Origin of the sequence: Alcaligenes phenolicus, from assembly GCF_032063905.1 — a bacterium.
GTDB lineage: Bacteria > Pseudomonadota > Gammaproteobacteria > Burkholderiales > Burkholderiaceae_B > Alcaligenes > Alcaligenes phenolicus.
Genome location: NZ_DAMBOE010000010.1, coordinates 62,112 through 85,626, shown reverse-complemented (window position 1 = coordinate 85,626; position 23,515 = coordinate 62,112). Strand labels below are relative to the sequence as shown.

At 56.1% G+C, this 23,515-nt stretch carries 24 protein-coding genes; 19 read left to right on the top strand and 5 right to left on the bottom strand.

The genetic code is table 11. The features are described from left to right. The first annotated feature begins 270 nt into the window (after positions 1 to 270). The 11 genes from leuC (at position 271) to U2949_RS17695 (ending at position 11,765) form a co-directional block, all read left to right on the top strand. Positions 271 to 1,674, top strand: coding sequence for a 3-isopropylmalate dehydratase large subunit (leuC, locus tag U2949_RS17745; protein ID WP_257722630.1), 1,404 nt, complete (start codon positions 271 to 273; stop codon positions 1,672 to 1,674). Positions 1,675 to 1,687: 13 nt separating this feature from the next. Then, the gene (gene leuD / locus U2949_RS17740) at positions 1,688 to 2,332 is read left to right on the top strand and encodes a 3-isopropylmalate dehydratase small subunit (RefSeq protein ID WP_009462149.1); all 645 of its coding nucleotides are present in this window, start codon (positions 1,688 to 1,690) and stop codon (positions 2,330 to 2,332) included. A gap of 122 nt (positions 2,333 to 2,454) precedes the next feature. Further along, positions 2,455 to 3,531 carry a 3-isopropylmalate dehydrogenase gene (gene leuB, locus U2949_RS17735; RefSeq protein WP_026483366.1) on the top strand — a complete coding sequence of 359 codons (1,077 nt, stop codon included), beginning with the start codon at positions 2,455 to 2,457 and terminating at the stop codon, positions 3,529 to 3,531. A 45-nt stretch (positions 3,532 to 3,576) separates the two neighbouring features. Then, entirely contained in the window at positions 3,577 to 4,701 is a 1,125-nt protein-coding gene (asd, locus tag U2949_RS17730; RefSeq protein ID WP_026483365.1) for an aspartate-semialdehyde dehydrogenase, read from the top strand. A 2-nt stretch (positions 4,702 to 4,703) separates the two neighbouring features. Continuing rightward, complete coding sequence (locus tag U2949_RS17725) at positions 4,704 to 6,110, top strand: type IV pilus assembly protein FimV (RefSeq protein ID WP_321289136.1); 1,407 nt, start codon at positions 4,704 to 4,706, stop codon at positions 6,108 to 6,110. Between the two features lie 12 nt (positions 6,111 to 6,122). Next, positions 6,123 to 6,938 carry a tRNA pseudouridine(38-40) synthase TruA gene (gene truA / locus U2949_RS17720; protein ID WP_026483363.1) on the top strand — a complete coding sequence of 272 codons (816 nt, stop codon included), beginning with the start codon at positions 6,123 to 6,125 and terminating at the stop codon, positions 6,936 to 6,938. Between the two features lie 186 nt (positions 6,939 to 7,124). Then, positions 7,125 to 7,742: a TRAP transporter small permease subunit gene (locus U2949_RS17715; protein WP_026483362.1), complete on the top strand. Its 618-nt coding sequence runs from the start codon at positions 7,125 to 7,127 to the stop codon at positions 7,740 to 7,742. A 2-nt stretch (positions 7,743 to 7,744) separates the two neighbouring features. Beyond that, complete coding sequence (locus tag U2949_RS17710) at positions 7,745 to 9,418, top strand: TRAP transporter large permease (protein WP_026483361.1); 1,674 nt, start codon at positions 7,745 to 7,747, stop codon at positions 9,416 to 9,418. A gap of 59 nt (positions 9,419 to 9,477) precedes the next feature. Next, positions 9,478 to 10,140: a phosphoribosylanthranilate isomerase gene (locus U2949_RS17705; RefSeq protein WP_257722628.1), complete on the top strand. Its 663-nt coding sequence runs from the start codon at positions 9,478 to 9,480 to the stop codon at positions 10,138 to 10,140. Between the two features lie 97 nt (positions 10,141 to 10,237). After that, positions 10,238 to 11,053 (top strand): TlpA disulfide reductase family protein, encoded by an 816-nt coding sequence (locus U2949_RS17700; protein ID WP_321289132.1) that lies wholly within the window; start codon positions 10,238 to 10,240, stop codon positions 11,051 to 11,053. A 229-nt stretch (positions 11,054 to 11,282) separates the two neighbouring features. Further along, the gene (locus U2949_RS17695) at positions 11,283 to 11,765 is read left to right on the top strand and encodes an urea amidohydrolase (protein ID WP_321289129.1); all 483 of its coding nucleotides are present in this window, start codon (positions 11,283 to 11,285) and stop codon (positions 11,763 to 11,765) included. 93 nt (positions 11,766 to 11,858) lie between these two features. Here the strand turns inward: U2949_RS17695 and U2949_RS17690 are convergent, their stop codons facing one another. After that, complete coding sequence (locus tag U2949_RS17690; RefSeq protein ID WP_060185163.1) at positions 11,859 to 12,863, bottom strand: bile acid:sodium symporter family protein; 1,005 nt, start codon at positions 12,861 to 12,863, stop codon at positions 11,859 to 11,861. A 112-nt stretch (positions 12,864 to 12,975) separates the two neighbouring features. On the opposite strand from U2949_RS17690, the gene U2949_RS17685 reads away from it, so the two are divergent. Beyond that, complete coding sequence (locus U2949_RS17685) at positions 12,976 to 13,776, top strand: AraC family transcriptional regulator (protein WP_257722627.1); 801 nt, start codon at positions 12,976 to 12,978, stop codon at positions 13,774 to 13,776. On the opposite strand, the gene U2949_RS17680 is transcribed toward U2949_RS17685, so the two are convergent. After that, positions 13,725 to 14,477: a glutamine amidotransferase gene (locus tag U2949_RS17680; RefSeq protein WP_321289125.1), complete on the bottom strand. Its 753-nt coding sequence runs from the start codon at positions 14,475 to 14,477 to the stop codon at positions 13,725 to 13,727. The two genes, U2949_RS17685 and U2949_RS17680, sit on opposite strands and share 52 nt — an antisense overlap. Continuing rightward, positions 14,474 to 14,860, bottom strand: coding sequence for a fluoride efflux transporter CrcB (gene crcB / locus U2949_RS17675; protein ID WP_026483354.1), 387 nt, complete (start codon positions 14,858 to 14,860; stop codon positions 14,474 to 14,476). Before crcB ends, U2949_RS17680 begins: the two co-directional genes overlap by 4 nt. A 199-nt stretch (positions 14,861 to 15,059) precedes the next feature. On the opposite strand from crcB, the gene U2949_RS17670 reads away from it, so the two are divergent. The 3 genes from U2949_RS17670 to U2949_RS17660 all read left to right on the top strand — a co-directional run bounded on the left by U2949_RS17670 (position 15,060) and on the right by U2949_RS17660 (position 17,839). Beyond that, positions 15,060 to 16,712 carry an acyl-CoA synthetase gene (locus U2949_RS17670; protein WP_009462125.1) on the top strand — a complete coding sequence of 551 codons (1,653 nt, stop codon included), beginning with the start codon at positions 15,060 to 15,062 and terminating at the stop codon, positions 16,710 to 16,712. Between the two features lie 74 nt (positions 16,713 to 16,786). Beyond that, positions 16,787 to 17,272, top strand: a complete 486-nt coding sequence (locus U2949_RS17665; protein WP_026483353.1) for a YajQ family cyclic di-GMP-binding protein — start codon at positions 16,787 to 16,789, stop codon at positions 17,270 to 17,272. A gap of 48 nt (positions 17,273 to 17,320) precedes the next feature. Continuing rightward, complete coding sequence (locus U2949_RS17660) at positions 17,321 to 17,839, top strand: GNAT family N-acetyltransferase (protein WP_321289120.1); 519 nt, start codon at positions 17,321 to 17,323, stop codon at positions 17,837 to 17,839. Between the two features lie 91 nt (positions 17,840 to 17,930). Here U2949_RS17660 and U2949_RS17655 read toward each other — a convergent pair whose 3' ends face one another. Together U2949_RS17655 and U2949_RS17650 are read right to left on the bottom strand one after the other, a co-directional pair. Then, the gene (locus tag U2949_RS17655; RefSeq protein ID WP_009462119.1) at positions 17,931 to 18,692 is read right to left on the bottom strand and encodes an ABC transporter permease; all 762 of its coding nucleotides are present in this window, start codon (positions 18,690 to 18,692) and stop codon (positions 17,931 to 17,933) included. Further along, positions 18,689 to 19,633, bottom strand: coding sequence for an ABC transporter ATP-binding protein (locus U2949_RS17650; RefSeq protein WP_321289119.1), 945 nt, complete (start codon positions 19,631 to 19,633; stop codon positions 18,689 to 18,691). The genes U2949_RS17655 and U2949_RS17650 overlap by 4 nt, the downstream gene beginning before the upstream one ends. Positions 19,634 to 19,694: 61 nt before the next feature. On the opposite strand from U2949_RS17650, the gene tadA reads away from it, so the two are divergent. The 4 genes from tadA (at position 19,695) to U2949_RS17630 (ending at position 23,512) form a co-directional block, all read left to right on the top strand. Further along, complete coding sequence (gene tadA, locus U2949_RS17645) at positions 19,695 to 20,243, top strand: tRNA adenosine(34) deaminase TadA (RefSeq protein WP_051359103.1); 549 nt, start codon at positions 19,695 to 19,697, stop codon at positions 20,241 to 20,243. Between the two features lie 39 nt (positions 20,244 to 20,282). Next, the gene (locus tag U2949_RS17640) at positions 20,283 to 21,245 is read left to right on the top strand and encodes an LD-carboxypeptidase (protein WP_321289117.1); all 963 of its coding nucleotides are present in this window, start codon (positions 20,283 to 20,285) and stop codon (positions 21,243 to 21,245) included. Between the two features lie 63 nt (positions 21,246 to 21,308). Further along, positions 21,309 to 22,907, top strand: coding sequence for an ABC-F family ATPase (locus U2949_RS17635; RefSeq protein WP_321289115.1), 1,599 nt, complete (start codon positions 21,309 to 21,311; stop codon positions 22,905 to 22,907). Positions 22,908 to 22,915: 8 nt separating this feature from the next. Next, complete coding sequence (locus tag U2949_RS17630) at positions 22,916 to 23,512, top strand: IMPACT family protein (protein ID WP_026483348.1); 597 nt, start codon at positions 22,916 to 22,918, stop codon at positions 23,510 to 23,512. Positions 23,513 to 23,515 lie beyond the last annotated feature (3 nt).

Sequence of the window (23,515 nt, the reverse complement as noted above, 5' to 3'; positions counted from 1 at the left end):
GTCATTCTTATTTGATTTGTTATCAGGTAATCGAGCTGTTCGAGTTGCCTGGTGAGCGTTCTGTCCGTGACTCCGTCATTAGACTGCAGATTTATGCCGTTACTCCGTGTTGTTCGGCTCTTTGGGCTTTTTCGTTCAACTATCCTAGTAGTTTCAATACTAGGATAGTGACTGGCCTTGTCCCAGTTACTACGCCTGTCATAATAAGAAAAAATTAATGTGCAGCCCGCTTTGTGCGGACTGTAATTTCAACTGAATCGCGAGAGCGCAATGGCAAAAACCTTATACGATAAGTTGTTCGACGAACACGTCGTGCATCAGGACACGGATGGCACCTGTTTGATCTACATTGATCGCCACTTGCTGCATGAAGTGACCAGCCCCCAGGCCTTTGAAGGTCTGACACTGGCCGGCCGCAAGCCTTGGCGCATCAGTGCCAACCTGGCTGTGGCGGACCACAACGTCCCCACCACCTCCCGTCAGAACGGTATTGAAGACCCGATCTCGCGTCTGCAGGTCGATACCCTGGACGCCAACTGCGAAGAATTCGGCATTACCGAATTCCGCATGAACGACGTGCGTCAGGGCATTGTGCACATTGTCGGCCCCGAGCAGGGCGCGACCTTGCCCGGCATGACCGTGGTGTGTGGTGACTCTCACACTAGCACGCACGGTGCCGTGGGCGCTTTGGCCTTTGGTATTGGTACCTCGGAAGTCGAGCACACGCTGGCTACTCAGACCTTGCTGATGAAGAAAAGCAAAAGCATGCTGATCCAGGTAGACGGCAAGCTGCCTTTTGGCTGTACCGCCAAGGACTTGATCCTTTACGTGATCGGTCAAATCGGTACTGCTGGTGGTACCGGCTACGCCATTGAGTTCGGCGGCTCGGCGATTCGCGCCTTGTCCATGGAAGGCCGCATGACCGTGTGCAATATGGCGATCGAAGCCGGTGCACGTTCAGGCATGGTGGCTGTGGACGAGCAAACCATTCAGTACTTGCGTGGCCGTCCTTACTCGCCCAAAGGCGTGTTGTGGGATCAGGCTGTGGCTTACTGGAACACCTTGCACACTGACGAAGGTGCCGAGTTTGATCGCGTGATTCGCATCGACGCCAGTCAGATCACCCCTCAGCTGACTTGGGGCACCTCGCCAGAAATGGTGCTGCCTATCGACAGCCGCGTACCCGATCCAGAGAAAGAAAAAGACGAAGTTGCCCGCAATGGTATGGAGCGCGCCCTGGAGTACATGGGTCTGACGCCCAATATGCCCTTGACTGACATCCGCATTGACCGCGTGTTTATCGGCTCCTGTACCAATGCCCGTATTGAAGACTTGCGTGCAGCCGCCAGCGTGGCCAAGGGTCGCAAAGTCGCTTCCAACGTCAAGCAGGCCATGATTGTTCCCGGCTCCGGTCTGGTGAAACGTCAGGCCGAGCAAGAAGGTCTGGACAAGATTTTCCTGAACGCCGGTTTTGAATGGCGTGAGCCTGGTTGCTCCATGTGTCTGGCCATGAACGCTGACCGTCTGGAACCGGGCGAGCGTTGCGCTTCGACCTCCAACCGTAACTTTGAAGGACGTCAGGGGCAGGGTGGTCGTACCCACCTGGTCAGCCCAGCCATGGCGGCTGCCGCTGCCATTGCCGGTCATTTTGTCGACGTGCGTTCGTTCAACTGAGGAAATCCACACCATGCAAGCATTTACTACTCATGAAGGTCTGGTCGCTCCCTTGGATCGGGAGAACGTGGATACGGACTTGATCATCCCCAAGCAGTTCCTCAAATCCATCAAGCGCACCGGCTTTGGCCCCAACCTGTTTGATGAATTGCGCTATCTGGACCACGGCGAGCCCGGCATGGACAATTCGCGCCGCCCGCTGAACCCGGATTTTGTGCTGAACCAGGACCGCTACCAGGGCGCTTCCGTGCTGCTGGCGCGCAAGAACTTTGGTTGTGGCTCCAGCCGTGAGCACGCTCCCTGGGCCCTGATGCAATATGGCTTTCGCGCCATTATCGCGCCGTCCTTTGCCGATATTTTCTTCAACAACAGCTTCAAGAACGGCTTGCTGCCCATCGTCCTGAACGAGCTGGATATTGCCCGCCTGTTCGATGAAGTCAAAGCCTTCCCCGGCTACAAGCTGCGTATTGATCTGGCCGAGCAGCGCGTGATCACGCCTGAAGGCCGTGAACTGCCGTTCACCATTGATGCTTCGCGCAAGCACAGCCTCTTGAATGGTCTGGATGAAATTGGCCTGACTTTGCAGAAAGCGGACATGATCCGTCAGTACGAAGCCGAGCGTCTGGCCCGTCACCCCTGGCTGGTTGGTCAGCCTTGAGCCTGTTTGCAGGCCTTTTGTAAAAGCCTCACTGTGGCTGCCTTCGTATGGCGGCCAAGATGCTCCGGCCATCAGGCCGGAGTTCTTCACACTTACTCCCTAATTTTTACGTCCTACTCATCATGACTCATAAAATTGCAGTATTGCCCGGTGATGGCATCGGTCCCGAGATTACCGAACAGGCCCAGCGCGTACTGGGTGCTCTGGGCATGGATCTGGAAATGACCGTGGCTCCCGTGGGCGGCGCCGCTTACGATTTGCACGGCCACCCCCTGCCACCTGAAACGCTGAGCCTGGCTCAAAACTCCGACGCTGTGCTGTTCGGCGCCGTGGGTGACTGGAAATACGACTCGCTGGAGCGTCACCTGCGTCCCGAGCAAGCCATTTTGGGTTTGCGTCGTGCCATGGGCCTGTTCGCCAACCTGCGTCCCGCCATCCTGTACCCGCAACTGGCTAACGCCTCTACCTTGAAACCAGAGGTTGTGTCCGGTCTGGATATCCTGATCGTGCGTGAATTGACGGGCGATATCTACTTCGGTCAGCCGCGTGGCGTGCGTACCGTGGAAGAGGGCAGCTTCGCGGGCGAGCGTCAGGGCTTTGACACCATGCACTACGCCGAAAGCGAAGTGCGCCGTATCGCTCACGTGGGTTTCCAGGCCGCACAAAAGCGTCAAAAGCGCTTGTGCAGCGTGGACAAGTCCAATGTGCTGGAAACGTCCCAGTTCTGGCGCGACATCATGATCGATGTGGCCCGCGAATATCCGGACGTGGAATTGAGCCACATGTATGTGGACAACGCCGCCATGCAATTGGTGCGCGCACCAAAAGAATTCGACGTGATCGTCACAGGCAACCTGTTTGGCGATATCCTATCGGATGAAGCGGCCATGTTGACAGGCTCCATTGGCATGTTGCCTTCGGCATCTCTGAACGCATCCCAGCAAGGTTTGTACGAACCCAGCCACGGCTCGGCACCCGATATCGCCGGTCAGGACAAGGCCAATCCTTTGGCCACCATTTTGTCCGCTGCCATGTTGCTACGCTACTCGCTCAATGCAGAAGACCAGGCCAAGCGTATCGAAGCGGCGGTTGCCAGCGTGCTCGAACAAGGTCTGCGCACCGGTGACATCTACGAAGACGGTTGCCAATTGCTGAGTACCAGTGCTATGGGGGATGCAGTGCTCAAGGCTTTGCGATAGTATCTTTTATCGTTTTATTTTTTTATATATCCAGGTGGTATTACCATGACTCAAGCGGTAGGTTTGGTCGGCTGGCGTGGGATGGTGGGCTCCGTGCTCATGCAGCGCATGCGCGACGAAGGCGATTTTTCCCTTTTTCAGCCGGTGTTTTTCTCGACTAGCAATGCTGGCGGCGCAGCTCCTTCGTGGGCTGACGGTGCTGGCCCATTGCAGGACGCCCACGATATTGATGCCTTGAAAAAGTTGCCAATTATTGTGACCGCCCAGGGTGGAGATTACACAAGCCAGATCTACCCCAAGCTGCGTGCCGCTGGCTGGAACGGTTTGTGGATTGACGCGGCCAGCACGCTGCGCATGGATGAAAACTCCGTGATCGTGCTGGACCCGATCAACCGTCCTGTTATCGATGCTGCACTGGCCAAAGGTGGCAAGCAGTTCATCGGTGGCAACTGTACGGTCAGCTGCATGCTGATGGGTCTGGGTGGCCTGTTCAACCAGAATCTGGTTGAGTGGATGACCAGCATGACTTACCAGGCCGCTTCCGGTGGTGGCGCACAGCATATGCGCGAACTGCTGACTCAGTTCGGTCTGATCAACCAGTCCGTCTCCAGCCTGCTGGACGATCCCGCATCGGCCATTCTGGATATTGACCGCGGTGTCTTGCAGACACAACGCGACCCCAATCTGCCTCAGAAAAACTTTGGCGTACCCCTGGGCGGTAGCTTGATCCCCTGGATCGACTCCGATCTGGGCAATGGCATGACGCGTGAAGAGTGGAAAGGCGGTGTGGAAACCAACAAGATCCTGGGCCGTGGTGCACAGGACAAGCACATTCCTATCGACGGTCTGTGCGTGCGTATCGGTGCCATGCGCTGCCACAGCCAGGCGCTGACTATCAAGCTGACCCGCGATGTTCCGCTTGACGAGATCACCGACATCCTGGCTGAAGGTTCCAAGTGGGCCAAGGTTGTGCCTAACGAGCGTCAAGCCACGGTAGAAGCGCTGACTCCGGTTGCTGTCACCGGCACGCTGGACATCCCTGTGGGCCGTCTGCGCAAGCTGAACATGGGCCCCGAGTACCTGAGCGCCTTCACGGTTGGCGACCAGTTGCTGTGGGGTGCGGCTGAACCGCTGCGCCGCATGTTGCGCATCGCTTTGGGCGAGCTCTAATCATGGCTGGCCGTCTGCATCCTGTACGTACGCTGGGTTCGGCCCTGCTATTGGCCGGGATGCTGGCGGCTGCGCCGGTTTCCGCCCTGGAAATCGGTCATAGTCGTTTTGTGTCGGCTCCTAATCAGGTTTTCAAGCTGGATGTGGGCATTCGACAGATCAGCCCGGAAGAAAGCCTGTCCTTGAAGGTGACACCCGCCCCCTTGTCCGCCTGGCAACAGGCGGGCTTGACCCCTCCGGTTGATCTGGACTCCCTGAAGGCCGTCATCGACCGGGACGGGCAGGGGCAAGTGCGACGCATTCGGTTGTCCTCCGAGCAGATGTTCTCGGGCTCGGTGGCCGATGTGCTCTTGCAGATTCAAAGTGATAGCGGGCAGTTCCTGCATCAGGTCAGCGTACTGGCCCCGGCCCCGGTGGCCGTGAAGGCAGTGGCCCAGCCACAGGCAGGCTATCGGGCACCGGTGTCCGTGCAGGCTGCTACTTCGACTTCCGCTTCCAATGTGCAGACCCAAAGCGCGGTACGCGTGAAATCGGGTGATACCCTGCATGCCCTGGCGCGCCGCCATGCGGTGGATGGTGTCAGCTCCTATCAGTGGATGATGGCGGTTCAAAAGCAGAACCCGAATGCCTTCATCGACCAGAATATGCATCGCCTGAAGGCGGGGCAAACGCTACAGATTCCTGATGCGGCGGCCATGTTGTCCATTGACGATGCCCAAGCCCGCCGCTTCTATGTTGACCAGGCGCAGGCCTTGCGCTCCGCTGCGCAAGCAGGGCAGGATCAGGCGGATGCATCTCAAGGTGTGGCACAAACAGGCTCCGGTGATCCAGGTGCTCAGGCGAAAGGCCAGGATCGTTTGCTGTTGTCGGCAGGGGCAGATGCCCGTGACGCCAAACAGCAATTGCAGCACGAGCTGCGCGAGACCGGCGATCGTGTCTCGCAGCTGGAAGAGAATGTCTCCACCCTGGGCCGTGCCTTGCAGTCCCAAGGCGAGGCCGCTAAAGATCTGATCCTGGATTCGGCGCAGGAGCTGGGTCTGGGTGACTCCGGCAGCGATGCTGCTACTGGTAATACTTCTTCTGGCGCCTCAGGCGCCGCTTCTTCTGCCGCGGTGGCAGGAGCGATTTCCGTGCCATCCGAGCCCGAACAGGGCAAGATGGCCGGTGCAGTTAACAAGGCAAAAAAGACCGTGTCCTGGATTCAAGAACATATGTTGGCCGTGATGGCCGTGGTACTGGCGTTGATTGTGGTCCTGGTGACCTGGGTTTTGCGTCGTGCCAATACTGAAAATCGCCATGGCGATGATTCCCCTGCGCCTGTCAGTGAAGCGATGGTTCGGGAAAAGCTGGAAAAAATTAATCTGGACTTGGATCAGCCGCCTTCGGACGAGCCTCCCGTTCGTCAGTAAGGCAAACCCACCATGAGACGTATTGCATTGGGTGTCTGCTATGAAGGGACGCCCTGGCTGGGTTGGCAAAGTCAGGCCGGTGGCAACACCGTTCAAGATGTTCTGGAGCAGGCACTGGGCCGTTTTACGGCCCAGCCTGTTTCTACGATCTGCGCCGGTCGCACCGACACTGGCGTTCATGCCCTTAATCAAGTGGTTCATCTGGATACGGCTGCCGAGCGCAGCCTGGAGTCGTGGGTACGCGGTTTGAATGCCTTGCTGCCGGACTCTGTATCCGTGCAATGGGCACGCGAAGTGCCGGATGATTTTCATGCCCGCTTCTCGGCCCAAGGCCGTCATTACGTTTATCTGCTGCGCCAGCACCGGGTGCGTTCCCCCTTGTTGCATGGTCGAGTGGCCTGGGTGTTTCGTCCTTTGGACCTGGCTCTGATGCAAGAGGCCGCCCAGCACCTGGTGGGCGAACATGATTTCAGCGCATTTCGTTCCTCGCAATGCCAGGCGGCCAGTCCGGTGCGCACCATGTCGCAGATCCGGATTGAACAGCAGGGCGACTTTTTCCTGTTCCGTTTCAGCGCCAATGCCTTTTTACATCACATGATCCGCAATCTGATGGGCATGCTGATTTATATTGGCCAAGGTCGTCAGCCGCCCGATTGGGCGCTGCATTTATTGGCACAACGCGATCGCCGCTTGTCAGCCCCGACCTTCGATGCCAGTGGTCTGTATCTGGCCGGGGTGGATTACCCCGATCAGTTTGATATTCCCGCCAGCAATCCCTACGATTTGCTCTATGAGTTAAGTGGATTGCGTTTTGGTGAAACGGCCTGAAGAAAAATCATGATTCAGTCCGTTTCTAAAGGGTTTATCCCCGGTATTCGAACCGGCTTCACATGCTTCAATCGTATAAAATGTGAAGCCATTTTCTTCTCTTACATTCTTATCTGTATAAGGCCGACCACCTTCGAGCATTAGCCACAAGCGAATCCTGAAGGCGACCATATCCTGAGCAAGGCCATGAAATTCTTCTTACGATTGTCTAGTTTGATCGACCGTCTGAATACGGTCGTTGGTAAGTCCGTGACTTGGCTGACCCTGATCGTGGTGTTGGTCAGTGCGATTAACGCTGTAGTACGCAAGGTCTACGGCGTCAGTTCCAATCAGTGGCTGGAATTGCAGTGGTATTTGTTCGGTGCAATTTTCCTGCTGGCCGCTGGTTATACCTTCTTTGTGAACGAGCATGTTCGGGTGGATGCCCTGGCGGAACGTTTTCCGCCGCGCGTTCAGATCTGGATCGATATTATCGGCGTGATCTTTTTTCTCCTGCCCGCGACCTTGCTGATTTTCTGGCTCTCGATTCCATTTTTTGAGCAGTCCTACGTGCTTAACGAGCAGTCTTCCAATACGGGGGGGCTGGTACGTTGGCCGGTCAAGTTGCTGATTCCCGTCGGCTTTGCTCTATTGGCGTTGGCAGGTGTATCCCACCTGATCAAATGCATAGGCTTTTTGCTTGGTGCCTGTCCTAATCCTTTATTAAGGAATGGCGGACTGAGTGCAGAAGAAGAACTTGCCCAGGAGATTCGCGAGATGGCCCAGGCAAATGAAGTGACAACCTCTGTTTCCAAGGGCCAGTAACAATGGAATTCCTGATTGATAATCTGGCTCCGATCATGTTCTTTAACCTGATCGTGTTTTTGCTATTGGGTTTTCCCGTTACCTTCACCTTGTCGGCAATCGGGATTTTGTACGGTCTGGTTGCCATTGAACTGGACATGATGCAGCCGGCCTTGTTTCAGGCCTTGCCTCAACGTGTATTTGGTATTGTCGAGAACGATACCTTGCTGGCGGTTCCCTTCTTTACCTTGATGGGCTTGATATTAGAGCGATCAGGCATGGCAGAGGACCTGCTCGATACCATTGGCCAGCTCTTTGGGCCTTTGCGTGGTGGTTTGGCAATTGCTGTGGTGCTGGTCGGTGCCATGCTGGCAGCTACAACGGGTGTGGTGTCGGCCTCCGTCATCTCCATGGGCCTGATCTCCTTGCCCATCATGCTGCGCTACGGCTATGACCGCAAGCTGGCAACCGGGGTGATTGCCGCCTCAGGCACCTTGTCGCAAATCATCCCGCCCTCCATCGTGCTGATCATTCTGGCTGACCAACTGGGCCGCTCCATCGGTGATATGTACCGAGGCGCCATGCTGCCGGGTCTGCTGCTGGTAGCGATCTACATTCTGTACATTGTGGTGATGTCTTACATCAAGCCCAAGTCGGCTCCCGCCTTGCCACCCGAGGCCCGTGTGTATGTAGAGCCTAACGGCAGTCGTGGTTTGACTTCGCTGATCGCCTTGACGATTGTGGCCTCGGCCGTGGCGTATTTCGGCTCGCAGCATTACTTTGCCACGCATCCCAATATCCCGATGGACGAGCACATTGTCGTGCTGCTGCTGTTGTGGGGCGTAACGGCCTGGGTGATCGCGCTGATCAACAAGCTGCTCAAGCTGAAAATGCTGTCCAAGATCGCCGAGCGTGTGGTCTTTGTGATGGTGCCCCCGCTGTTCCTGATCTTCCTGGTGCTGGGTACGATCTTTATTGGGGTGGCAACGCCCACAGAGGGTGGGGCGATGGGGGCAGTCGGCGCCATCATCATGGCGGTATCTCGTGGCCGCCTGTCCTGGAAGCTGCTGCGTCAGGCCATGGAATCGACGACCCGCCTGTCCTGCTTTGTGGTCTTCATTCTGGTGGGTTCGACCGTCTTTAGCCTGAGCTTCCGTGGCATTAATGGCGATCTGTGGGTGGAGCACCTCTTGATCGACATGCCCGGTGGCGAGTGGGGCTTCCTGATTATCGTCAGTATCCTGACTTTTCTGCTGGCTTTCTTCCTGGACTTCTTTGAGCTGGCCTTCATTATTGTGCCGCTGCTCGGGCCGATTGCCGACAAGATGGGCATTGACCTGATCTGGTTCGGTGTCTTGCTGGCGGTCAATATGCAGACCTCCTTCATGCACCCGCCTTTTGGTTTTGCGCTGTTCTTCCTGCGTTCGGTGGCCCCCAAAGAGGACTACACCGACAAGGTGACGGGCGAGCGCATCAAGCGTGTGGCCACAACGGATATTTACTGGGGCTCGGTACCGTTTATTATCATTCAGTTGTTGATGGTGGCAACGGTACTGGTCTTCCCCGGACTGGTTACGCACTATAAACACGGCGAAGTTCTGCTGGAGGATTCGCAAATCCAGTTTGGTACGGAATCGACTTACGGTTCTGACAGCTACGGATTTGGAACGGATGACGCGGCCAGCAGTTTCCAATAAAGTGATTTCATGATTCACACGGGGGCATCTGGCCCCCGTTTTTTATTCAAGGATGTGTGATGTTCAGCCGTACCCGAGTCAAGATTTGTGGCTTTACCCGAGCGCAGGATATTGATGCTGCCGTGCAGTTGGGCGCGGATGCGGTGGGGTTTGTCTTTTACCCGAAAAGTGCCCGTATGCTAAGTACGGAACAGGCTGTTGCCCTGCGCGCCCGTGTGCCGGCGTTTGTGCAGGCAGTCAGCCTGTTTGTGAATGCGTCCGAGAGCTTTGTTCGGGAAATTCTGGAACAGGTGCAGCCGGATCTGCTGCAATTTCATGGTGAGGAAAGCCCGGAAGAATGCCGTCGCTATGCACATCCGTATATCAAGGCTTTTCGAGTCGGTGCGCCCGGTCTGGAGACGGTGGATGGCCTGCTGGAACAATGCTTGAAGTATCAGGATGCTCGTGCCTGGTTGATGGATGGTTATCACGATGCCTATGGCGGCACCGGTACGGCTTTTGATCCGGAGCTGATTCAGGGGCTGCAGGCGCGTCTGGAAGGCCAGGACGGGCTGCCGCCGCTGGTTCTCGCCGGGGGCATGCGTATCGACAATGTGGCCGAACGAATCGCCTTGCATCGCCCCTATGCGATTGATGTCAGCAGTGGAGTCGAGCTGGAACCCGGCATCAAATGCAAAACGAAAATGGGCCAATTCATGCAGATTTTGAGTAGCGCCTCCTGATTGAGGGAATCTTTTAGCTGCGACGCTGTCTGTACTTATTGCCCCGACCCGCTTATGGCGGGTCGATTTTTATTTGGTCTTGTCAGGATTTATGTTTATGCAAAGCATACAGCTCGGTCCCTTTACCTTTGCCACGTCTCTATTTGCTTTTATGGTCGCGGCATTGCTGGGGCTGTTTCTTGCCGCCTGGCTGGATAGACGCAGGCAAACCCGTGCCGAATCGGTGCTGTGGCGCGCGATTATTCTGGGTGTGCTGGTCGGTCGTTTGGGTTTTCTGATCCAGCAATGGCAGTTTTATCAAAGCGAACCCTTGAGCTGGCTGGATTTGCGCGACGGCGGTCTGATGATTCCGGCAGCCGTGACGGCAGGCTGGTTCTATGTGCTGTGGCGCGTGCTGCGTGACAAGGCCGTTTTGCCTGCTGTATCGGGAGGGTTGGCCGTTGGTGTTGCGGCATTTTCGCTAATCATGGTCGCGACAGGGCGAGGGGGAGTGGAAACCACCATGCCATTGCCCGAGATAGACTTGATCCCTATGCAGCTTGATGTCAGTGCTCCGGAAAATCTGGATTTGTATAAAGGCAAGGTCACGGTCGTTAACTTGTGGGCCAGCTGGTGTCCTCCGTGCCGCCGCGAAATGCCTGCCTTCAAGCAAGTGCAATCCACCCGGTCCGACGTGAATATCGTGTTCGCGAATCAGGGCGAGGAACTGGCCGAGATCCAGAAGTACCTGATGGACGAGAACCTGGAGCTGGATAATATGTGGCGCGACCCGCAAATGCAGCTGGGCCAGGCCGTGCGCAGCCGTGGCTTGCCTACAACCTTGTTTTTGGACGAGCAGGGACGTTTGGTGGATGTCCGAGCCGGGGAGTTGTCTGCTGCAACCTTGAACGACAAGATCAATAAGCTGAAATAGATATATTTTGCTGATATTGATTCCGGTTTTTTCTTTTTTGTTTTTTTAAATGGTTATATTTATTTTAATAAACTAGTTTTTATTCAAATAATATAAATATGCTAATTAGGCTGTCGTCTTATTTTCGATTAGTTAATTCAATCAGCAATCAAACTTGGTTTCAGGTTTTTAACAGAATCCGACTGCTACTATAGGCCCTTGTTTTTTATCTGTTTACAAGGGTTTAGCCATGAATTTGACAGAGAAAGGAACGAAGACGGCGAAGCTTTCGGCGTCCGATAGAATTATCTATGCAGATAATCACCTGATCCATGGGCCAGATGATATTACGGCTTATATGAAAGGTGTGTGTTATGACGCCGCTGCTTATATGCGTTATTTATATAATGCGAAAATCAGTTTTGATCGGCTGACTTCCATTTCGGCGCAGAACTGGCTGCCGGTATTCAAGTTTGCTGAAGGCAGAATGTGGGATGGTCGGAATTCCTTGCCTGGCGGCAAGGCCATTGGCTTTTGTCGAGTCAAGGGCATGGAGTTCTTCCACGCAGCCGTCGCGGTCGGAGGGACCGAAATTCGGGCGATCAATGGCGGTTTGCTGGGAGCAGGCTGGCTACATCCGGTCGATTTGCGCAAGGTGCTCACTCAAAAAAATCCCGATGGCTCCTTCAGGTACGACGGCACCGATATCTTTGTCTACATTTCGAATCTTTAAATAAAGAAACCGGCATCAAGCCGGTTTCTTTATTGTGCCGCTGTCTCCAAAGCAAGCCCCACGTGTTTGGGGGCTGCTGACGATGGAGTGCTATCAGGCCTTTTGCAAGCTGATCGCTTCCTCAGGAGTCTCAGGCCGTTGCGCATACTTATTCGCAATGAAAGCACAAGCCATCAACTGGATCTGGTGGAAGATCATGATGGGCAGCAGGGCCGGGCCAATGGCGGCGCCAGTAAACAACACTTGGGCCATAGGTACGCCAGTGGCGAGACTTTTCTTGGAGCCACCGAAGACAATCGTGATTTCGTCTTCTTTATTGAAGCCCAGCTTGCGGGCCAGCCAGGTGGTCAGGAACAGAATGATGGCCAGCAGCACCAGGCAAACCACAGCCAGAATAGCCAGGGACTTGGGCGGTACGGCTTGCCACAGGCCACCAATCACCGAGGCGCTGAAAGCGGTGTAGACCACCAGCAAGATGGAGGACTGGTCCACGCTGCGCAGCCATTTACGGTTGCGATCCATCCATTTGCCAATCAGGGGGCGCATCAAGTGGCCGACCACAAAAGGCAACAACAATTGCAGACTGATCTTCTTGATGGCGTCCAGGGTCGAAGTGGCCGAACCACCGTCTGCATCAAGCAGCAGTTTCAACAAGACGGGGGTGAGCACAATACCGATCAGGCTGGAGGCCGAGGCGCTGCAAATCGCGGCAGGTACGTTACCGCGAGCAATCGAGGTAAAGGCAATGGCCGATTGCACGGTGCCGGGCAGGGCGCACATGTACAGAATGCCCACAAACAAGGGCATGCCCAGCAATGGCAGCAAGATGGGCTTGGACAGCAGGCCCAGCAAGGGGAACATGACAAAGGTGCAGCCAAAGACCAGCAGGTGCAAACGCCAGTGGGTGGCCCCAGCAATGATGGCTTCGCGGGATAGCTTGGCCCCGTGCATGAAAAACAGCAGGGCAATGGCCAGACCAGTGATCACGTCAAAGAACACCGCACCTTGGCCGTAGGCGGGAAAGAAACTTGCCAGTGCCACTACGCCGATCAGGATCAGGGTGAAGTTGTCAAAAAGCAGTCGCAGTTGAGAGAACATGGGTTTGTTAGAGGCTTGAAAGGCTTGCGTTATGAAAGGCCTCACTTTACCGTAGACCTTTTTGGGGGTTTATCGCTAAACGGATATGGATTATCGACAAACGGACATTCTCATGCCTGCGGAGCGAATTCCAGAGAGTTTGCAGCAGCTGCGCTATCTACCCAGGCCTTTATATGGTCAGGAGCGTACCTTGCCCAATCAGGCCATTGCTCGCCCACACCGGCATCCCTGGGTGCAGTTTTCCTATGCGCTGACGGGGGTGATCGAAGTGCGTACTGCCAGTGGGCGCTTCATGGCGCCGCCTCAACAGGCGGTATGGGTGCCTGCGGGCGTGGAACATGGGGTGCGTAGCTCGCCTGATGCGCAGATTCGTAGTCTTTATATCGATGTCAGTGCCTTGCCAGAGGCCCCTACGGTGTGTCGAGTGGTTGTGGTAGACCGCTTGCTGCGTGAACTGATACGCGAGTTCAGTCTTTTGCCTGTGTTGTACGAGCGCGAGGGGGCGCAGGGGCGTCTGGTGCAGGTCCTGCTGGATCGCTTGCTGGCTGCGCCTGAAAGTGGCCTGATTCTGCCTTGGCCTTCGGACCCGCGTCTTTTGCAGGTCTGCGAGCTATTGCAGGCCCAACCTTCGGGCGATTGGAGTTTGCAGGATTTGGCAGAGCAACAGGGTTTGTCAGAAAAAACCTTGAGCCGTCTGTTTCGTCAGCAGACCGGGCTGACGTTCCGGGTCTGGCGTCAGCGACTGCGTGTCATGAGTGCCTTGCCTTTGCTGGAGCGGCAAGAGCGTGTTACTGATGTCGCGTTAGCTTGTGGCTATGAAAGCATGTCGGCCTTTGTGGCAGCTTTTCGGGATTTGATGGGTCAAACGCCCGGCGAGTTTTTCCGTCGGCCATTAGGGCCGCTGGACGAGTAAGCCTGTACAAAATTGCACAGCAGACGATGGGCGTCGGGCGTGTCCTGAATAGGGTCTGCCAGTGTTTGGGGATCTATGCCTTGGGCTCGCCAGGATTCGGCCTTGCGCAGCACGCAGTAACGCAGCAGGCCGGCAAAAAATTCAGGGTGAAACTGGATCGACCACTGCGCAGGGCCGTAACGCAGTATTTGATGCGGGTCGTGTGCAGAGCTGCCCAGTATTTCCACATGGTCTGGCAAGCTCAGTACGCTTTGTTGGTGCGTAAGCAGAGCAGGGAATTGCATGGGTAGATTGGCCAGCAGTTCATGCTCGTGGGCCTGCTCGGTCAGGTGAATGGGCAGGTAACCCACCTCGGCCCCTTTGGGGTGGTAATCCACGCAGCCGCCCAAGGCGTAGGCCATTAACTGATGGCCGTAGCAAATACCCAGCAAAGGCATTTGTGTCTGATAGCGTTCCCGAATCCAGGCGGCCAGGTTTTCACTCCAGTCCAGTTTGTCGGTGACCATGTTCCAGGAGCCGCTGATCACCACAGGATCCGGGCAGTCCGGCGCAGGCAAGGCCTCGTCCTGGTGGACTCGCCAGGTGTGGACATTCACCTCCAGGGGCTGCAAGGCGCGTTTGAACCAGGCATTCTGGTTGCCAAAGCGCTGCTCGACATCGGGAGGAGGGAAACCGGCTTGAAGAAAATGGACGTCTATCATGCTTGCCCCCGCAACAGGCTCCACGTAGCCATGCCCAGACCCAGCATGAGCAGGGAACCGGCAACGTGGATGGCAATGCCGCCCATGGCCCACAGATAACGCTGCTGCATCATCAAGGTCATGATCTCGGCGGAAAAGGTGGAAAAAGTGGTCAGGCCACCCAGAAAGCCCGTCATGACGAACATGCGCCAACCTTCGTGACCCAGGCCCAAGCCGCTGAAATAGGCCATTGCGATACCCATTAAATAGCCGCCAATCAAGTTAGCCAGCAAAGTACCGGGGGGCAGGGTGGGGAACAGGGCATTCAAAGCCTGACTCAGGAACCAACGCGCCAATGCGCCCAGGGCACCACCGGCGGCAATATACAGCATGGCTACGGGCATGAAGGGCCTTCAGGTAGGGGGCAAACTGTCAGCGAGCAGTCAGCCGGTCGCGATATATACCTAGGATAGCGTGTCATTATGCGCCTCTATGACTGAAAAGGCGACCTTGCCCAAAGGCGCGTAGCCAGCTAATGTAAGAGCGCAATTATCAGACGGACCGCCGTGAATTTCGGTTAGCCCGCCCTTTTTTGGAGACTTTGTGGTGAGTATTTACGATCAGGATTTGCCCCAGACAGACGCCAATTATCGTGTTTTGTCGCCGCTGGATTTCATCGAGCGCAGTGCTTTTGTCTACCCTGACTACCCGGCTCTGGTTTATGGGCCCGCCCAAAACGGCATCAAGATGAGCTGGTCGCAGCTGTATGCCCGTACTCGTCAGCTGGGCAGTGCGCTGTCCAAGGCAGGGGTTGGCAAAGGCGATACCGTGGCCGTGATGTTGCCCAATACTCCGCCCATGGTTCAGGCACACTTTGGCGTGCCCATGTGCGGTGCCGTACTGAACACCTTGAATACCCGTCTGGATGCCAGCACCATCGCTTATATGCTGGATCACGGCGAAGCGCGTGCGGTGCTGGTGGACAGCGAATTTGCCGCCGTCATGAAAGAGGCCTTGAGCCTGCGCGAAAGCAAAGAGCCCATTCTGGTCATCGACGTCGTGGACAATTATTTTGACACTGGCGCAGAGCGTATCGGCTCGCAAACCTACGAAGAGTTCGTGGACGGTGGTGACCCGGATTACGACTGGCAATTGCCCGCCAACGAGTGGGATGCGATTGCCCTGAACTACACCAGCGGTACCACCGGCAAGCCCAAAGGCGTGGTCTATCACCACCGTGGCGCTTATCTGGGGGCTTTGTCCAACGTCCTGGAATGGGACATGCCCAAGCATGCGGTCTATCTGTGGACCCTGCCCATGTTCCATTGCAATGGTTGGACTTTCCCCTGGGTGATCGCGGCCCGTGCTGGTGTGAACGTCTGTTTGCGCAAGGTGGAAGCCCAGGCCATGGTCGACAATATGGTCGATTACGGCGTTACCCACTACTGTGGTGCACCGATTGTGCACTCCCTGCTGGTCAACTCCGACGAAGCGCTGAAGTCCCGCCTGCCCAAGGGCGTGTCGGCCATGGTGGCTGGCGCGGCACCACCGGCGACCATGATCGAAGGCATGGAGCGCATGGGCTTTGCGCTGACCCACGTTTATGGCCTGACCGAAACGTATGGCCCCGCTTCGGTCTGTGCGCAGCATGCACCCTGGAGTGAGCTGGATATCCAGGAACGTGCGCAGCGCAATGCCCGTCAAGGTGTGCGTTATCACCTGCAAGGGGGCGTACAGGTTTTGAATCCGCAAACCATGGAGCCCGTTCCTGCCGATGGCGAGACTATGGGCGAGATCATGTTCCGCGGCAATATCACCATGAAGGGGTATTTGAAGAACGCGCAGGCTACCCAGGAATCCCTGGGTGGTGGCTGGTTCCATACCGGCGACCTGGCTGTGTGCGAGCCGGACGGCTACGTACGTATCAAGGATCGCAGCAAGGACATCATCATTTCCGGGGGCGAGAACATTTCCTCCATCGAGATTGAAGACGTCATGTACCGCCATCCAGCTGTGCAGGCGGCGGCCGTTGTAGCCCAGCCGGACGAGCGTTGGGGTGAAGCGCCTCATGTTTATGTGGAGCTGCGCCCCGGTGCGGAAGTGACGGTGGAGGAACTGCGCGCGCATTGCCGTCAGTACTTGGCTGGCTTTAAAATACCGCGACATTTCAGTTTTATGGAGTTGCCCAAAACGGCAACAGGTAAAATACAGAAATTCGCGCTGCGTCAGCAGGCCAAGCAAGCCGCTTCGGACTAAGACCAGCGTTTTCTAAAAAGCACACAGGTCGCTTCATGCGGCCTGTCTGCACTTAAGGAACAGGACGGTTAGGAATGCCATCTTTTGACGTTGTATCCGAGGTCAACACCCACGAACTGCGTAATGCAGTGGAACAAGCCAGCCGTGAACTGGCCACCCGTTTTGACTTCAAAGGTACGGATGCCAAATTTGAACTCGAAGACGAGAACACCATTTTGCAATCGGCTCCCAGCGTGTTTCAGCTCGAGCAAATGATGCAGATTCTGCGTGGCCGTATTGCTGCCCGCGGTATTGATGTGCGCTGCCTGGACACCGAGAAGGTTCTGGAAAACGTGGCCGGCGCGCGTCAGAAAGTGAAAGTGCGTCAGGGTCTGGACCAGCCTACGTCCAAGAAACTGATCGCTGCCATCAAGAACGCCAAGCTGAAAGTAGAGACGCAGATTCAAGGTGAAAAACTGCGTGTAACCGGCAAGAAACGGGACGACTTGCAGGCTGCCATCGCTCTGTTGAAACAGACCGATGTGGAATTGCCTTTGCAGTACGATAACTTCCGCGACTAAAGCGAGTGAAACGGCACGGTGGCGACGTGACGCCGCCGTGTATCAGCTATGAATGTACGAATTGAATTAATGCGTGTGCACGATCTGGGTCAGGTGCTGGAAGTCCAGGCGGATGTGTACGACGCGGATATTCTGGAAGACCGCAGCTTCTATCAGAACCGTCTGGATCTGGCTCCGGATAGCTGCTGGGTCGCACGTGATACCGACAATCAATTGCAGGGTTATTTGGTGTCCTATCCTTGGGCAGGCCTTCTGCCGCCGTCTCTGGGCGATGCACTGAACAGCCTGCCTTCACCTGCGGACCAATGGTTTATTCACGACTGCGCCGTGATGCGTCGTGCGCAAGGCCGTGGGGTAGCCGGGGCCCTGTTGCAAGCCGGTCGCCGCTATGCCTGGCAGCGTGGCTTGCGTCGGTGCAGTCTGGTGTCCTTGGGGCCTGCTGTGGCTTATTGGCAGCGTCTGGGCTACAAGCCGATTGAAGGGGTGCCTGCACCTGTGCTGGGAGCAAAGCTGCGTCAGTATGGAGAGCAAGCCAGTTTTATGGATTGCGCTGTGCATCCCGATTGAACTGTTCTGAGGGGGCGTTCAGTATTTAGCGACTGCGTGTCCTGTTCGAGCTCCAAAAAAAAGGCCGGGAAATATTCCCGGCCTTTTTTATTCACGGGCGCAATCGATAGCCCGTTTTGAAAATCCAGCCCGCCACGGCAAGAAACACACTTAAAAACAGCAGTGTCATGCCCAGGCTCAGCCACACATTCACATCGGCCAGATCAAAGAAACTCCAGCGAAAGCCGCTGATCAGGTACAGCACCGGGTTCAGCAAGGTCAGTTTCTGCCAGAACTCGGGCAGCATGTCGATGGAATAGAAGGTGCCGCCCAAAAAGGTCAGTGGCGTCAGAATCAGCATGGGCACGAATTGCAGCTTTTCAAAGTTGTCGGCCCAGATACCGATAATGAAACCCAATAGACTGAAGGTCAGGGCGGTTAAGGCCAGAAAGCACAGCATCCAGATAGGGTGGGCAATCTCGTAAGGCACAAACAAGCGCGCCGTGATCAGGATGATGGCCGCCAGAAACAGCGACTTGGTGGCTGCTGCGCCCACAAACGCCAAGGTCACCTCGAAGTGTGAAATGGGGGCAGACAGAATCTCGTAAATATTGCGCGTAAAGCGCGGAAAGTAAATTCCGAAGGCGGCGTTGGAGACGCTATGGGTCAACACCGACAACATGGTCAGCCCAGGCACGATAAACGCGCCATAGGGCACGCCGCCGATTTCATTGATGCGATGGCCAATGGCAGCGCCAAACACCACAAAATACAAGGCGGTGGAAATCACGGGGGCTACGATGCTTTGCAGCAGGGTGCGTCGGGTGCGTGACATTTCGTAGCGATAAATGGCCAGGATGGCGTACCAGTTCATGACTGTGCCCCTACAAACTCAACGTAAATATCTTCCAGACTGCGCTCGCGGGTATGAATGTCGGTAATGGTCAGCCCCGCTTGCCCAACTGCCGCCAGCAAATTGCTCAGGTCATGACCTTGTTCGCGGTTGGTCAAGGGGTAGAGCAGGCCCATGCCATCCGCAGTGCTTTGCAGTCCCAGCGTTTCCAGCGCAGCGGGCAGGGTGCTGATCGGCTCGGCCAGATTCAGGCTCAAAGTTTTACCGCCCAGGCGGCGCATCAGATTGTCTTTGGTTTCCACCAGTTGCAGTGAACCTTTATTGATGAAGCCGATGCGGTCAGCCATCTCCTGGGCTTCTTCGATGTAATGGGTGGTCAGAATAATGGTGACCCCTTGGCTGCGCAGCCGTTTCACCAAGGCCCACATGCCTTGGCGCAAGGCCACGTCCACACCGGCGGTGGGTTCATCCAGAAACAGGATTTCCGGTTCATGGGAAAGTGCCTTTGCGATCAGGACGCGGCGTTTCATGCCGCCCGAGAGCGTAATCAAGGGGCTGTCTTTCTTGTCCCATAGCGACAAGTCCTTCAGAATCTGCTCGATCAGGGCCGGATTGGGTGCTTTGCCAAACAGGCCACGGCTGAAGCTGACGGTATTCCAGACTGTCTCGAAGGAGTCGGCGCTTAGCTCTTGCGGCACCAGGCCAATTTTCTGGCGGGCGCGCTTGTAGTCGGCGACATTGTCTGCGCCATCCACCAGAACGGTGCCGCTGCTGCGATTGACCAGCCCGCAGATAATACTGATCAAGGTGGTTTTGCCTGCGCCGTTGGAGCCGAGCAGGGCAAAAATCTCGCCCCGCCAGATATCCAGGTCCAAAGCGTGCAGGGCTTGATGCCCGTTTGCGTATTGTTTGCTCAGGCCTCGAACACGCAAAATAGCGTGAGAATCAGGAGTGTTCTGCATAGACAGTAAAATGACCCTTTTGCTGTGCCGACAGGGTTTGAATAACGCAATGGATTTGACGATGCCAACTAGCTTACCACCGCCAACAGAGAGTGACGTTTTGAGTGATGCTCAGGCTATGGCTTTAGCCCTGGAGCAGGCTCAACTGGCGGCCAGCATCGGCGAGGTGCCTGTAGGTGCCGTACTATTGGATGCGGACGGCAGGCTGCTGTCTGTGGGCTCCAATCGCACGGTTTGTGATCACGATCCCACCCAGCATGCCGAGATCGTGGCCTTGCGCGCCGCGACGCGTAAAGTTGGCAATTACCGCTTGCCCGGCGCCAGCCTGTTCGTGACGCTGGAGCCTTGCATGATGTGCTTGGGAGCCTTGTTGCATGCGCGTCTGTCACGTGTGGTGTGGGCCGCAGCCGATCCCAAGACCGGCGTGTGTGGCAGTGTGGAGTCCTTGCATTTGCATCCCACTTTGAATCACCACACCCGTGTCTCGGGTGGTTTGATGTCCGAAGAGGCAGCCCAAGCCTTGCGGGATTTTTTCCGCGAACGACGCGAACAAAAGAAGTTGCAAAAGCAGGCTCAAACAGTCCAATCGCCGCTGGATGGCGCCCAGTAGTCTCGCTAAAATATCAGCACTTTATTTTCAAGGTTAATCATGAGCAGCCCCGAGCACGACCATCATCACCATCACCACGAACATGGCCAATGCCATTGTGGGCAGCAGGACAGTTCGGGCATTTACCTGTTTTCGCCCTCTGGCCAGATCCTTGAACCCAAACGCCTGGAGCTGGCAAGCCAGCGCTTGAACCAACTGGGCTTTGCCGTTGACATAGACCCGGATGCCCTGGAGGTGGATGAACGCTTTGCCGGTACGGACGCTCAGCGTCTGGCTGCGGTACAGCGTTCCTTACAACAGCCTCAGCCCATTGTGATGGCGACACGCGGTGGCTACGGTTTAAGCCGTATTCTGGGCCAGATCGATTGGCGCGCGGTGGCCGATAGCGGCAAGCGTTTTGTGGGCATGTCGGATTTCACGGCCTTCAATCTGGCCTTGCTGGCGCAAACTGGCGCCATCAGCTACACCGGCCCCACCGCCATTGCGGACTTTGGTGGCGATGAAACCGATGAATTGACGACCGAACTGTTTGGCGAATTGATGCGTGGCGAGCTGGAGCTGTTCAGCTTTGAGTCCGAGGGTTCGGATGCCGTCGATGGTCACGGTGTTCTGTGGGGCGGCAATCTGGCCCTGGTCTGCTCCTTGCTGGGCACCCCCTATTTCCCTCAGATCGACGGCGGCATCCTGTTCCTGGAAGACGTGGGCGAAGCCCCGTACCGGGTCGAGCGCATGTTGACGCAACTCTGGCATGCCGGCGTGCTGAATCGTCAGATGGCGGTGGTATTAGGCCGTTTCACGGCTTACAAGACAGGGGCTTCGGATAACGGCTTTGATATGGACTCGGTGGTGCGCTGGTTGCGTGAAACCGTCAAAGTCCCGGTCGTAACGGGCCTGCCTTATGGTCATGTGGACGTCAAGGTCAGCCTGCCTATTGGCAAGGAAGTGGGCCTGGCTACCGAGGACGGCATGGCTTATCTGGTTCTGGATGAGCACGAACACTAACGGATTTCGCGCCTGCTTGATACACTACTGGGTTGAACTCAACCTTTTTCAAAGTACGTTTACGTGATCTCCACCGCTAATTTAACGATCCAGTTTGGTGCCAAGCCTTTATTTGAAAACGTCAGTGTCAAACTGGGCGGAGGCAACCGCTATGGCCTGATTGGTGCCAACGGGTCGGGCAAGTCTACCTTCATGAAAATCATTGGCGGCGACCTGGAGCCAAGCGGGGGTAATGTATCGCTGGACCCGGGCGTGCGCCTGGGCAAGCTGCGTCAGGACCAGTTTGCCTACGAAGACAAACGTGTGCTGGACGTGGTGCTGATGGGCCACACAGAAATGTGGAGCACCATGCAAGAGCGTGATGCCATCTACGACAATCCAGAGGCCACCGAAGAAGACTATATGAAGGCCGCCGAACTGGAGGCCCGTTTTGCCGAGTACGACGGTTATACCGCCGAGAGCCGTGCCGGTGAATTGCTGATGGGTCTGGAAATTCCGGTCGAACAGCATCAGTTGCCTATGAGCGAAATTGCTCCGGGCTGGAAACTGCGTGTGCTGCTGGCACAGGCCCTGTTCTCCAACCCCGATGTTTTGCTGCTGGACGAGCCGACCAACAACCTGGATATCAACACGATTCGTTGGCTGGAAGATGTGCTCAACAGCTACCAGAGCACGATGATCATCATCAGTCACGATCGTCACTTCCTGAATCAGGTCTGCACTCACATGGCTGACCTGGATTACGGCGAGCTGCGTGTCTACCCCGGCAACTACGACGATTACATGCTGGCGTCGGTGCAGTCGCGCGAACGTGTGTTGGCGGCCAACTCCAAGGCCAAAGAGCGTATTGGCGAGCTGCAGGACTTTGTGCGCCGTTTTGCCGCCAACAAGTCCAAGTCCCGTCAGGCTACCTCGCGCCTGAAACAGATTGGTCGCCTGAAGGCAGAGACCATCGAAGTGAAGCCTTCTTCGCGTCAGAACCCGTTTATTCGTTTTGAACAGAAAAAAGTTCTGCATCGCCTGGCCGTGACGGTCGAGGGTTTGAGCAAGTCCTACGAGCGTCCCATTATCAAGAATTTCTCGGCCATGATTGAAGCGGGCGAGAAAATTGCGATTGTGGGTGCGAACGGTGTGGGTAAGACGACTTTGCTGCGTTTGCTGGCCGGTGATCTGACTCCCGACAGCGGCTCGGTGGTCTGGTCCGAGAACGCTGATATTGGCTATATGGCTCAGGACGTCTCTGACGAGTTCGATACCGAGGACAATGTGTTTGACTGGATCAGCCAGTTCCGTCAGGCCGGCGACGACGATCAGTCTTTGCGCTCGGTGCTGGGCCGCATGTTGTTCTCGGCCGATGACATCATCAAGCCCGTGAAAGTGCTGTCTGGTGGCGAGAAAAACCGCATGACTTTCTCGCGCCTGATGCTGGGCCGTCACAACGTCATGTTGCTGGACGAACCGACCAACCACCTGGACATGGAATCGATCGAGTCCTTGCAGATGGCCATGGAAAAGTTTGAAGGCACCCTGATTTTCGTGTCCCATGACCGCGAGTTCGTCTCCGGCGTGGCAACCCGCATTATCGAAGTGATGCCTGAAGGCCGTCTGGTGGATTACCGCGGTGGCTACGAAGATTACCTGGCCAGCCGCGAGCAGGACTGAGGCTAGGGGTGGCGGTGTTTACCCTGCGTGAGCCCACCAGCTTTGAGCAGGACATCAAAAAAAGCCGCTTTCTGGCACTGGCTGCGCCCGTAGACAGTGCCAGTCAGGCTTTGGCTTTTTTCCAGGCCAAGGGTGTGCCCGATGCCACGCATAATTGCTGGGCCTACAAGATCGGGTCGGAATACCGCTTTAACGATGATGGCGAACCCGGCGGCACGGCCGGGCGTCCCATTCTGCAAGCCATAGAAGGCCAGGATTGCGATCGTGTTGCGGTGCTGGTGATACGTTGGTTTGGGGGCGTCAAGCTGGGTACGGGTGGCCTGGTGCGCGCCTATGGCGGCGTGGCCGCTCAATGTTTGCGTCTTGCTGACAAACAGGAACTGATTCCCATGGCGGCTTTGCGCTGCCGTTGCTCCTTTGCCGATCTGGCGTTAGTTCAATCCCGTTTCGACAGCTTTGGCGTTCAGGTTCAGGACGAGCAATTCGATGCTGAAGGCGTGCGGTGGCTGTTGAATCTGCCGGTCGAGCATAAAGCGGATTTTCAACAGTCCTTTATCAATATGACGCGTGGTCAGGGGGAGTGTGAACCCCTGGAGCAAGCCTAAGTC